An 11,069-nucleotide genomic window follows, 5' to 3' on the forward strand; every position below is an offset into this window, starting at 1 on the left:
CGCGAGCCCGTTGATGAGCCGACCCACTATGTTTGAAAAAATTCTCATTGCGAACCGCGGCGAAATCGCGCTTCGCATCCAGCGCGCGTGCCGCGAGCTGGGCGTCAAGACAGTCGTCGTCTATTCCGAAGCCGACAAGGAAGCGAAGTACGTCAAGCTGGCCGACGAAGCCGTATGCATCGGACCGGCGCCTTCGAATCTCTCGTACCTGAACATGCCGGCGCTCATCAGCGCGGCCGAAGTCACCGACGCCGAAGCCATCCATCCCGGCTACGGCTTTCTCTCCGAAAACGCCGACTTCGCCGAGCGCGTCGAGCAATCGGGCTTCACGTTCATCGGGCCGCGTCCCGAGACCATCCGCCTGATGGGCGACAAGGTCACCGCCAAGCAGACGATGATCAAGACCGGCGTGCCGTGCGTGCCGGGCTCCGAAGGCGCTTTGCCGGACGATCCGCGCGAGATCGTGAAGATTGCGCGCGCAATCGGCTACCCCGTCATCATCAAGGCGGCGGGCGGCGGCGGCGGGCGCGGCATGCGCGTGGTGCACACCGAAGCGGCGCTGGTGAACGCCGTCAACATGACGCGCGAAGAAGCGGGCCGCGCCTTCGGCAACCCGCAGGTGTACATGGAGAAGTTTCTCGAGAACCCGCGCCACATCGAGATTCAGGTGTTGTCGGACTCGTTCCGTAACGCGATCTGGCTCGGCGAGCGCGACTGCTCGATGCAGCGCCGTCACCAGAAGGTGATCGAGGAAGCGCCGGCGCCGGGCATTGCGCGGCGGCTGATCGAGCGCATCGGCGACCGTTGCGCCGACGCGTGCAAGAAGATGGGCTATCTCGGCGCGGGCACGTTCGAGTTCCTGTACGAGAACGGCGAGTTCTACTTCATCGAAATGAACACGCGCGTGCAGGTCGAGCATCCGGTGACGGAACTCATCACGGGCGTCGATATCGTGCAGGAGCAGATCCGCATCGCCGCGGGCGAAAAGCTCTCGATCCGCCAGAAGGACATCCAGTTCCGCGGCCACGCGATCGAGTGCCGCATCAACGCGGAAGATCCGTTCAAGTTCACGCCGTCGCCGGGACGCATCACGTCGTGGCATACGCCGGGCGGCCCGGGCATTCGCGTCGATTCCCACGCGTATGCGAACTACTTCGTTCCGCCGAACTACGATTCGATGATCGGCAAGCTGATCGCGTTCGGCGCGACGCGCGAGCAGGCGATCAACCGCATGCGTATCGCGCTGTCGGAAATGGTCGTCGAAGGCATTTCGACGAACATCCCGCTGCATCGCGAAATGATGATCGACGCGAAGTTCGTCGAAGGCGGCACGAGCATTCACTATCTCGAGAACAAGCTGGCCGCGCGCCAGGCCGCCGTCGCCGAAGAGTCCTGAAGCACGCCTTATTCAGAGAGATAGCATGAGTTACCGGGAACTGATCGCCGAGCTGGATCGCGAGCACGCGGAAGCGCTGTCGGATGCGCTGCTTGAAGTCGGCGCGCTGTCGGTGTCAGTCGAAGACGCCGACGCCGACACGCCCGACGAACAGCCGCTCTTCGGCGAGCCGGGTCTCGTGCCTGAAAAGCGTGCGTGGAACCGTTCGCGCGTCGTCGCGCTGCTCGCCGAGGACGCAGATCCCGACGTGCTGCTCGCCGCGGCCGCGAACGAGATCGGCCTCGCGGCAACCCCGCAGTTCACGGTGCGCGAGGTCGAGGAGCAGGACTGGGTGCGTCTCACGCAGGCGCAGTTCGATCCGATCGCCATCGGCGAGCGCATCTGGGTCGTGCCTTCGTGGCACGACGCGCCCGATCCGAACGCGCTCGTGCTCGAACTCGATCCGGGCCTCGCGTTCGGCACCGGCAGCCATCCGACCACGCGGCTTTGCATGGAATGGCTGGAGCAGTCGGTGAAGCCGGGACAATCGCTGCTCGATTACGGCTGCGGCTCCGGCATCCTCGCGATTCTCGCGAAGAAGTGCGGCGCCGATCCGGTCGTCGGCATCGACATCGATCCGCAAGCGGTCGAGTCGGCGCGTCAGAACAGCGAGCGCAATCGCGCGGACGTGATCTACGGCCTGCCCGATGCGTGCCCCGCCGGGGAGTTCGATATCGTCGTCGCGAACATCCTCTCGAATCCGCTCAAGCTGATGGCGTCGATGCTCGCCGCGAAGGTAAAGCCGGGTGGCAGAATCGCGCTGTCGGGCGTGCTCGCGCGCCAGGCCGACGAGGTCGCGGCGGTCTATGCGCAGTGGATCGACATCGGCGTTTGGCGCGAGCACGAAGGCTGGGTATGCCTCGCGGGAACGCGGCGCGAAAGCCTTTAGAATAGCGCCATCCTCCACGATCAGGCCGTCAGGCCAACGGCACTTCTTATATGGCGCTGGCAACCCGCTGCCCCCACTGCGAAACCGTATTCAAGCTGGACCCGCATCTGCTCGCGCCGCATGACGGCCGCGTGCGCTGCGGACACTGTCAGGAAGTTTTCGATGCCGCGCATCATCGCTTCGAGCTTCCGGACGAGCCGGCCGCGGCAGGCGTCGCTCAGCATGCCGCGATCATCGACGATGATGCCGCCGTCGGTCCGGCAACAAGCTCGGGCGCAGGCCACGCTGCCGCCGCCGATGCACCCGCGCATGTGACCGCGCCGCCCGATGCGCCGCTCAAGCCGCGCCCGTTCGCGCCGCGCAACCTCGATCTCGGCGCGCCGAGTTCCATCAAGCATCCCGATGCCGACAGCGAAGGCACCGTCTATGCGAACGCTCCTGCAGCGTCGAGCGCGTCGAGCCAGACTCGCGCCGCGCCGCCGCGCAGCGAACCCGATCAAGCCGATGCCGCGAACGAGCCGTCCGCGTTGCCTTCGGAGCCCGCCCGCCTGAAGCAGTACATTCGCGTCGGCGTGCCGCATCCCGATGCCGCGAACTCCGAGCAAGCCGACGATACGCCGCTCGGCGAACCGCCCGTCGCGCCGCTCGCCAATGCTGTCGACGATCGCGCCGAGCCGTTCATCGGTCCGGTTCATCAGCCGGACGCGCCGCCCGCGCGCGCCGCCGCGGAACCGGCGGTACCCGCATGGCGCGACGACGCGGAGCCCGGTTTCGGCGCCAAGAAGCCGCCCGCTCCTGCTCGGCGCGTCAGCGCGAACGAGGCGTTTCCCGTGATTCGCGAGTCGCGGGAAACGCGCGCGCCGGTGCGTGGCCGCGGCGGAGCCGGGAAGGCGGGACGTGTCGTGGGCGTCATCGTCGCCGTGCTGCTGGCGTTGCTGTTGCTGGTGCAGCTCGCATGGTGGCAACGCGAAACGTTGATGGTCTACGTGCCCGGCTCGCACGCGCTCTATTCGAACGTCTGCGATCAGATCGGCTGCACGATCTCGCCGCCGCGCGACATCGACGGATTGCAGATCGAGAGTTCCGGGCTGCGCCAGGTGGACGGCCCGCACAAGCTCGAACTGAAATTGTCGCTGCGCAACCGGATGGACGTCGCGCTGGCGTATCCGGCGCTCGAACTTACGCTGCTCGACGACAAGAACAACGTCGCGATCCGGCGCGTGCTCTGGCCGCAGGATTACGCGCGACCGGGTACGATATTCGCCGTCGGCCTCGCGCCGCAAAGCGCGCAACCGGTGATCGTCCGGCTGGATACGGGCGACGCGGTTGCCGCCAATTACCGGGTTCAGGTCTTTTACCCGTGATGTCGGGCAGGCGCGCGAACGCCGCCTGCCCCGGTTCCACACGACGCGCGTCATGCTCCTCGCGGCGCCTGCACGCGCGATTTTCCCGTCAGCATCTGACAATTCTCTGGAGCGCAACATGAGTCAAGTTACCCTCGGCGGCAACCCTATCGACGTCAGCGGCACGTTCCCGGGCCCGGGCCAGCAGGCGTCCGAATTCACGCTCGTCGGCGCCGATCTCGGCGACGTCAAGCTCGCGAACTTCGCGGGCAAGCGCAAGGTGCTGAACATCGTGCCGAGTCTCGACACGCCGACCTGCGCCACCTCGACGCGCAAATTCAATGAAGCGGCCGCCGGCCTGAACAACACGGTCGTGGTCGTGGTTTCGGGCGATCTGCCGTTCGCCGCGAAGCGCTTCTGCACGACCGAAGGTATCGCCAATGTCGTGACGGCATCGACGTTCCGCGGCCACGAATTCGCGCAGGCTTACGGCGTCGACGTGACGAGCGGCCCGCTCAAGGGTCTGACGGCGCGCGCCGTGGTCGTGCTCGACGAGAACAACAAGGTGCTTCATTCGGAGCTCGTGCCCGAGATCAAGAATGAGCCGAACTACGATGCAGCGCTCGCCGCGCTGAAGTAAATCGTCTCGCCGGACCGCTTCCGACCGGAGCGGTCCGCGCATACGAGGCACGGTGAAGCGCTCGCCGCGCGCCGTATGCGGATTTCTCTCCTCGGCCCCTATCTATAAAGGACGTTCGCCTTGGCTACGCTCATTTGCGGCTCGCTCGCCTACGACAACATCATGACTTTCCAGGGGCGCTTCGGCGACCACATCCTGCCGGATCAGGTGCACATGCTGAACATCAGCTTCCTGGTGCCGACGATGCGGCGCAACTTCGGCGGCTGCGCGGGCAACATCGCGTATGCGCTGAAGCTGCTCGGCGGCGATCCGAAGATCATGGCGACGCTCGGCGCGGCGGATGCGCAGCTCTACATCGACCGGCTCGACGCGCTCGGTTTGTCGAAGGAATACGTGCGCGTGCTGGCCGATCAGCACTCGGCGCAATGCTTCATCACGACCGATCTCGCGAACAACCAGATCACCGCGTTCCACCCCGGCGCGATGATGGAGTCGCATCTGAACCGCGCCGACGAAGCGCAGGGCATCTCGCTCGGCATCGTCGCACCGGACGGCGCTCAAGGCATGCGCGAGCACGCCGAAGGGCTGGCGCGCGCGGGCGTGCCGTTCGTGTTCGACCCGGGCCAGGGATTGCCGATTCTGGACGGCGTGGAACTTTGTCGCATGATTGAACTCGCCACCTACGTGGCGGTCAACGATTACGAAGCCAAGCTGCTGAGCAACAAGACCGGCTGGTCGATCGAAGACATCAAGAGCCGGGTCGATGCCCTCGTCGTCACGCGTGGCGAACACGGCGCGCAGATCTATCATGAAGATGGCGTGGCCGAGATTCCGGTCGTCGCGGCGCGTCAGGTGGTCGACCCGACCGGTTGCGGCGACGCATTCCGCGGCGGGCTCCTGTACGGCATCGAAAACAAGCTTGGCTGGGAGAAAACGGGTCGTCTCGCGAGTCTGATGGGTTCGCTGAAAATCGAACATCAGGGGCCGCAAACCTACGCGCCGACGCGCGCCGAAATCGAAGAGCGTTTCAAGCAGGCCTTCGGAAGCAGCCTGTTCTGAATGATTGGAGTGAAGGAATGAAAACGGTAAGTCGTATCGCGCTGGCCATGGCGCTCGTCGGCTCGGTGGCGCTGACGGGCTGCGCCTACAACAGCAGTTCGTCGGACGTCTACACGGCGTCGCAGGCGCAGCGTGAGGAAACGGTGCGCATGGCGACCGTCGAAAGCGTGCGCGGCGTGAAGATCAGCTCGAACAACGGCCAGCCTACGGGCCTCGGCACGATCGGCGGCGGCGCGCTCGGCGGCGTCGCGGCGGCGAGTGCAATCGGCGGCGGCAACGGTTCGATCATCGCGGGCATCATCGGCGGGCTGGCTGGCGCCGTCGCGGGCAACGCGGTCGAGAATAGCGTCGCGATGAAGAACGGTCTCGAGATCACCGTGCGCCTCGATAACGGCGACCTGCGCGCGATCACGCAGACCGCGAACGGCGAAGTGTTTCAGGCGGGCGAGCGAGTGCGTCTGTTGTCGAGCGGCGGCGTCACGCGCGTCACTCACTGACGAGGGCATTCAGCGGACAAATAGCGCCGCGTCATCCTAAGAATGCGCATGTATCGAAAGATGCATGCGCTTTTTCTTTTTCGACGCCCCGAGCAAGCGATGAAATTCGTTGGCCGAAGCGAAAAACCCGCCGCCAGGTTTCCCCGACGACGGGTTCAGGCCGGGTAGGCATACCCGGACTAAGGGCACAGCGCACTGTGCCTGGGTGCTGCGTACTGCGAGAGCTTACGGACGGCTGCCCGTCGGGAACGGCCATGCCGCTGCCGGATTCAACGCCGTTTTGACCGCAGCAGCCGGAGCGGCCGGAGCAGGCGCCGAGACGGTCGTTGCCGTCGTGGCAGGAGCGGCAGCCGTAGTCTTCTTCGCAGCAGCGGCCTTCTTGGCCGGAGCCTTTTTCGCGGGGGCCTTCTTCGCAGCGGGTGCGGGCGCAGCAGCAGGCGCAGGCGCAGCGGCTGCGGTCTTCGCAGCAGCCTTTTTCGCGGGAGCCTTTTTCGCAGCGGCCTTCTTCGCTGCGGCCTTCTTCGCCGGCGCCTTCTTCGCCGCGGTCTTCTTCGCCGCGGCCTTCTTCGCAGGCGCCTTCTTGGCTGCGGCCTTCTTCGTCGCTACTTTCTTGGTCGCGACTTTCTTCGCTGCGGCCTTCTTCGCGGGAGCCTTCTTCGCCGCGACCTTCTTTGCAGCAACCTTCTTCGCCGCTACTTTCTTGGTCGCGACTTTCTTAGCTGCGGCCTTCTTCGCGGGTGCCTTCTTCGCCGCGACCTTCTTCGCTGCGACCTTCTTCGCCGCTACTTTCTTCGCTGCAACCTTCTTCACAGCGACCTTCTTGGCCGCAACCTTCTTCGCCGGAGCGGCCTTCTTGGCGGTGACTTTCTTCGCTGCAGCCTTCTTTGCGGCGGGTTTTTTCTTGGCAACTGCCATGGTTTTTCTCCTTCAGGTTTTCAGATGAGAGTCAGTTCAAACAACACCCTTCGTCAAAACCCGCTTCCCACGTGTCGCCTTCTCTATAACGCACGCTACGAAGCGGATTATTCATCGGCGTACGCTGATCCCACCTGCTTACGCTAATGAATACGGCAAGGCGCGCCGTGCCCCGAGGCACCGCGCGCCAAATTGAGTCAGCACCGCTTCTTCGCGGCGCCGGCCATCGCTTGATCGAGCCAGCGAGCATGCCGCTGGCATTTTCCGGGGGGAAGTTTGCCCATCCCTTTTCAGGGAGCGCAAAACGCCTGTCTTCTATTCGGGCCACACAGCCCGCCAAGTCAGTAGGCGCACTTTGCATCAGGCGACCGTTCTCCTAAACCTTGTCGGCCGGGCGCGCGTGAGCGACACGCTGCTGCCCGTCCGTCCCATCGATTTCGTCTGCAACACGTCCTGGATTTTTATTATTCCCAGGTGAGCGCGCCGCCGGTTTGATACTCAATCACGCGTGTCTCGAAGAAGTTGCGTTCCTTCTTCAAGTCGATCATTTCGCTCATCCACGGGAACGGGTTTTCCTCGTTCGGGAAGAGCGGGTCCAGTCCGATCTGCTGGCAACGCCGGTTGCAGATGAACCGCAAGTAGCTCTTGAACATCGACGCGTTCAGGCCGAGAACCCCGCGCGGCATGGTGTCTTCAGCGTAGCGATATTCAAGATCGACAGCCCGCTTGAAGAGCTCGCGGATCTCTGCCTTGAAGTCGGCGGTCCACAGTTGCGGCTCTTCCAGCTTGATCTGGTTGATGAGATCGATGCCGAAATTGCAGTGCATCGATTCATCGCGGAGGATGTATTGATACTGTTCCGCCGCGCCCGTCATCTTGTTCTGGCGACCCAGCGCCAGAATCTGCGTGAAGCCGACATAGAAGAACAGGCCTTCCATGATGCAGGCGAACACGATCAACGACTTCAGCAATTTCTGGTCCGCTTCGAGCGTGCCGGTCGTGAAGGCCGGGTCGGTCAGCGTGTTGATGAACGGAATCAGAAACTCGTCCTTGTCACGGATCGACTTGACCTCGTGATACGCGTTGAAGATCTCGCTTTCATCGAGACCCAGCGATTCGACGATGTACTGGTACGCGTGCGTGTGGATCGCCTCTTCGAACGCCTGGCGCAGCAGGAACTGGCGGCACTCCGGAGCGGTGATGTGACGGTACGTGCCGAGCACGATGTTGTTCGCGGCGAGCGAGTCCGCCGTGACGAAGAAGCCGAGGTTGCGCTTGACGATGCGGCGCTCGTCGTCCGAGAGACCGTTCGGGTCTTTCCACAGGGCGATGTCGCGCGACATGTTCACTTCCTGCGGCATCCAGTGGTTCGCGCAACCGGCGAGGTACTTCTCCCACGCCCACTTGTACTTGAACGGGACGAGCTGATTGACGTCGGTCTTGCCGTTGATGATGCGCTTGTCGGCGACATTGACGCGCGCTTCGCTTTGCGCGGCGATCGCGCTGGCGGAAGGCGTTGCGGCTGCGGGCGGAACGAAGCCATCGGAAAAGATGTTGTTCGCCTGAGCAATCTGATGGGCAGCTTGATGAGTTGCAGCTTGCGCTGCCTGCGTACCGAAAGTCGTGCCTTGAGCGTTACGCAACGGGTTCTGTTGCGGAGCGCTCGAGGGAGCTACGGCAGTGGTCTCGTCATCCCAGTTGAGCATAAATTCTCACCATCAATTTAGATCGGTTTGTACCATCTTTTCATGAGCGATAAAAGAGTTTGCTCATGAAAATTCTCGTTTTCATGCGATTTAGATTCGACGTTGCTACCTGCATACAACACTTGGCTCGAAGCCGTGTGTGTGAAGCTCGATGCGACATCTCTTGAATCGAGTGTGAAGCGGTCCTGATCGAGTGACTTCCGTGACATCGCAGCGTGCTTTCGCGTGACTTCATCGCTGCTCTGCAAGCCTTTTCGCGCAAGGCTCTGCGGACGACGCTGCTTGTGCGATGCGAAGCACGCGCGCTTCATTGCGACGATCCGCTCGATGCTGTGTTGCCAAGCGCGAACGCATCGAAGCGCGACGCGTTGCGATCATCGATCGAAGTCTCTCGTCGACCCGCGATGCGATGCAAAACATGCGTCGCGAATCGATGAACGCGCGACCTTCATGCGCTCCTCTTCGATGAGCTTCGATGTGTGTGACCGCACGCACTTCGCATCGCTCGATACACGCTGACGCAAGCACTTCGATGGAGCGTCGATGCCTGCTGCGCGCGTCGAATTCGTTGCCGAAGTTTAGCATTTGACGTCTCGTATTTCCACAATATCTTGTGCTTGCAAATCTCGCCAACACAATCTATAGCGTGTTTACGCGACGATCCGTCTCACGCGAAACCGCGCTGCGCAAGGCTCATCGGCCGCGCAACGGATCGAGCAGCGAGCGCAGATTGTTGTGATCGATCTCGTGCATCAACGCGAGCAGGCTGCCGAGTTTGCCTTGTGGAAAACCCTCACGCGCGAACCACGCGAGATAGTGACCGGGCAGATCGGCGATGAGCCTGTCCTTGTATTTGCCATAGGGCATCGTCTGCGTGACGAGACGCTGCAGGTCTTGCGGGTCCATCGCTTCTTCACTCCTCGTTCAATGTTCATCGCACCACGCAGCGCGCTTCGATCCTTCAGCGATTGCTGCATATCGGTGCCATAATCGCCGCTCTTGCCGCCGAGAGTCGATCGCGAATCAACATGCCGCTGGCCGTCAAAGCTTTCATTGCCCCTCTCATCGTCGCGTGCGCGATGTTCATGGAAAGCGTCGACGCCAACGTCATCGTTACCGCGATTCCTGAAATGGCGCGCGCGTTTGGACGCGATCCCGTGACGCTGAAGGTTGCGGTCACGAGCTACGTGCTCGGACTCGGCGTCTTCATACCGATCTGCGGATGGGTCGCCGACCGCTTCGGCGCACGCGCCGTGTTCCGCACGGCCATCGGCGTGTTCGTCGTCGGCTCGCTGTTGTGCGCGGCTTCCACATCGCTTGGCCCCTTCACCGTCGCGCGCTTCATCCAGGGCGTCGGCGGCGCGATGATGGTGCCTGTCGGCCGCATCATCATCTTTCGCTCGGTGCGCCGCTCCGAGTTCATACGCGCGATGAACTACCTCTCGGTGCCCGCAATGCTTGGACCAGCGGTCGGGCCGTTGCTCGGTGGCTTCATCACGACGTATCTGCACTGGCGCCTGATCTTTTTCATCAACATCCCGATCGGCATCGCGGGCATCTGGCTGACCAACCGCTACATCGCCAACTCGCACGAGGAACATCCGGGCCGTCTCGACTGGTTCGGTTTCTTTCTCTCCGCGAGCGCGGGCGTGCTGCTGTTGCTCGGGCTCTCGCTCGTCGGCGGCGAACTGATTCCGCAGCGCGTCGCCTTTGCGATGTGCGTCGCCGGCGCGCTGATGGTCGTGCTGTACTGCGTCCACGCGCGACGTGTGGAGAAGCCGCTGCTCGATCTGCGCTTTTTCCGCGTGTCGACGTTTCAGGCGAGCGTGCTCGGCGGTTCGATGTTTCGCATCGGGCTTGGCGCCGTGCCGTTTCTTCTGCCGCTCGCGCTGCAGGAGGGTCTCGGCATGAGCGCGTTCAAGTCCGGCGCGATCACGTGCGCGTCGGCTTTCGGCGGCATGTTCATGCGCTCGTTCGCATCGCGCGTGCTGCATCGCTTCGGCTTCCGTCAGACGCTGTTCTACAACGCGGCGTTGTCGGGTATCGCGATCGCGGCGTGCGGCGCGTTCTTTCCCGGCACGCCGGCCTGGGTGATCTGGGCCGTCGTGCTGCTCGGCGGCTTTTTCCCTGCGTTGCAGTTCACGAGCCTCAACTCGCTTGCTTACGCTGAGATCGAAACACGCGATGTGGGCCGCGCGACGAGCCTTGCTAGCTTCGTGCAGCAGGTTTCGCTCGGGCTCGGCGTGACGATCGCGGGGATCACGCTCGAGCTCTCGCAATATCTGAACGGTCATGCGAGTGTGCAATGGTCGGATTTCTGGCCGGCGTTTGTCGTCGTCGGGCTGTTCTCTTTTCTTTCGATGCCGATTACGGCGCGGCTTTCGCATGATGCTGGGACGGAGATTTCTCGCGGTACGCGGGGGTGAGTTCGCTGTTTTGCGTTTTGTTTCGCCGGATCCCGTGATCGTGTCGGCTCGGTGTTTCGCCGGATCCCGTGATCGTGTCGGCTCGGTGTTTCGCCGGATCCCGTTTTCTTAGTGGTCTATTAGCACTGCCCCTGTGCGGGGCGGCACTCACTTTCTTTG

At 63.0% G+C, this 11,069-nt stretch carries 11 protein-coding genes; 7 read left to right on the forward strand and 4 right to left on the reverse strand.

Going from position 1 to position 11,069, the window contains the following annotated elements:
• The first annotated feature begins 28 nt into the window (after positions 1 to 28).
• The 6 genes from accC to NCT05_RS14545 all read left to right on the forward strand — a co-directional run bounded on the left by accC (position 29) and on the right by NCT05_RS14545 (position 5,863).
• A complete protein-coding gene (gene accC, locus NCT05_RS14520) occupies positions 29 to 1,396 on the forward strand; it encodes an acetyl-CoA carboxylase biotin carboxylase subunit (protein WP_008342904.1) in 1,368 nt (455 codons plus the stop codon).
• Positions 1,397 to 1,421: 25 nt separating this feature from the next.
• Positions 1,422 to 2,324: a 50S ribosomal protein L11 methyltransferase gene (prmA, locus tag NCT05_RS14525; protein ID WP_250502631.1), complete on the forward strand. Its 903-nt coding sequence runs from the start codon at positions 1,422 to 1,424 to the stop codon at positions 2,322 to 2,324.
• A 50-nt stretch (positions 2,325 to 2,374) separates the two neighbouring features.
• Positions 2,375 to 3,688 carry a zinc-ribbon and DUF3426 domain-containing protein gene (locus NCT05_RS14530; protein WP_250502632.1) on the forward strand — a complete coding sequence of 438 codons (1,314 nt, stop codon included), beginning with the start codon at positions 2,375 to 2,377 and terminating at the stop codon, positions 3,686 to 3,688.
• Between the two features lie 118 nt (positions 3,689 to 3,806).
• Entirely contained in the window at positions 3,807 to 4,307 is a 501-nt protein-coding gene (gene tpx, locus NCT05_RS14535) for a thiol peroxidase (RefSeq protein WP_008342910.1), read from the forward strand.
• Positions 4,308 to 4,427: 120 nt separating this feature from the next.
• The gene (locus NCT05_RS14540; RefSeq protein WP_008342912.1) at positions 4,428 to 5,366 is read left to right on the forward strand and encodes a carbohydrate kinase family protein; all 939 of its coding nucleotides are present in this window, start codon (positions 4,428 to 4,430) and stop codon (positions 5,364 to 5,366) included.
• A gap of 17 nt (positions 5,367 to 5,383) precedes the next feature.
• A complete protein-coding gene (locus tag NCT05_RS14545; protein WP_008342914.1) occupies positions 5,384 to 5,863 on the forward strand; it encodes an outer membrane lipoprotein in 480 nt (159 codons plus the stop codon).
• A gap of 225 nt (positions 5,864 to 6,088) precedes the next feature.
• On the opposite strand, the gene NCT05_RS14550 is transcribed toward NCT05_RS14545, so the two are convergent.
• The 4 genes from NCT05_RS14550 to NCT05_RS14565 form a co-directional block, all read right to left on the reverse strand.
• A complete protein-coding gene (locus tag NCT05_RS14550) occupies positions 6,089 to 6,778 on the reverse strand; it encodes a histone H1-like DNA-binding protein (protein ID WP_034471475.1) in 690 nt (229 codons plus the stop codon).
• 31 nt (positions 6,779 to 6,809) lie between these two features.
• Positions 6,810 to 7,139 carry a hypothetical protein gene (locus NCT05_RS14555; RefSeq protein ID WP_250502633.1) on the reverse strand — a complete coding sequence of 110 codons (330 nt, stop codon included), beginning with the start codon at positions 7,137 to 7,139 and terminating at the stop codon, positions 6,810 to 6,812.
• Positions 7,140 to 7,242: 103 nt separating this feature from the next.
• A complete protein-coding gene (locus NCT05_RS14560; RefSeq protein WP_250502634.1) occupies positions 7,243 to 8,484 on the reverse strand; it encodes a ribonucleotide-diphosphate reductase subunit beta in 1,242 nt (413 codons plus the stop codon).
• Positions 8,485 to 9,177: 693 nt separating this feature from the next.
• Positions 9,178 to 9,390, reverse strand: coding sequence for a DUF3820 family protein (locus NCT05_RS14565; protein ID WP_008342924.1), 213 nt, complete (start codon positions 9,388 to 9,390; stop codon positions 9,178 to 9,180).
• 122 nt (positions 9,391 to 9,512) lie between these two features.
• Between NCT05_RS14565 and NCT05_RS14570 the strand changes: the two genes are divergently transcribed.
• A complete protein-coding gene (locus tag NCT05_RS14570) occupies positions 9,513 to 10,910 on the forward strand; it encodes an MFS transporter (RefSeq protein ID WP_034471465.1) in 1,398 nt (465 codons plus the stop codon).
• Positions 10,911 to 11,069 lie beyond the last annotated feature (159 nt).

The sequence above is a fragment of the Caballeronia sp. AZ7_KS35 genome (assembly GCF_023631045.1).
In the GTDB taxonomy this organism is placed as follows: Bacteria; Pseudomonadota; Gammaproteobacteria; order Burkholderiales; family Burkholderiaceae; genus Caballeronia; species Caballeronia zhejiangensis.

What these genes read in the sequence shown, in the direction of transcription:
- NCT05_RS14550 (WP_034471475.1), bottom strand. Translation starts at nt 6,778, where the DNA reads ATGGCAGTTGCCAAGAAAAAACCCGCCGCAAAGAAGGCTGCAGCGAAG.
- NCT05_RS14530 (WP_250502632.1), top strand. Translation starts at nt 2,375, where the DNA reads ATGGCGCTGGCAACCCGCTGCCCCCACTGCGAAACCGTATTCAAGCTG.
- NCT05_RS14545 (WP_008342914.1), top strand. Translation starts at nt 5,384, where the DNA reads ATGAAAACGGTAAGTCGTATCGCGCTGGCCATGGCGCTCGTCGGCTCG.
- NCT05_RS14560 (WP_250502634.1), bottom strand. Translation starts at nt 8,484, where the DNA reads ATGCTCAACTGGGATGACGAGACCACTGCCGTAGCTCCCTCGAGCGCT.
- tpx (WP_008342910.1), top strand. Translation starts at nt 3,807, where the DNA reads ATGAGTCAAGTTACCCTCGGCGGCAACCCTATCGACGTCAGCGGCACG.
- NCT05_RS14565 (WP_008342924.1), bottom strand. Translation starts at nt 9,390, where the DNA reads ATGGACCCGCAAGACCTGCAGCGTCTCGTCACGCAGACGATGCCCTAT.
- prmA (WP_250502631.1), top strand. Translation starts at nt 1,422, where the DNA reads ATGAGTTACCGGGAACTGATCGCCGAGCTGGATCGCGAGCACGCGGAA.
- accC (WP_008342904.1), top strand. Translation starts at nt 29, where the DNA reads ATGTTTGAAAAAATTCTCATTGCGAACCGCGGCGAAATCGCGCTTCGC.
- NCT05_RS14555 (WP_250502633.1), bottom strand. Translation starts at nt 7,139, where the DNA reads ATGCAAAGTGCGCCTACTGACTTGGCGGGCTGTGTGGCCCGAATAGAA.
- NCT05_RS14570 (WP_034471465.1), top strand. Translation starts at nt 9,513, where the DNA reads ATGCCGCTGGCCGTCAAAGCTTTCATTGCCCCTCTCATCGTCGCGTGC.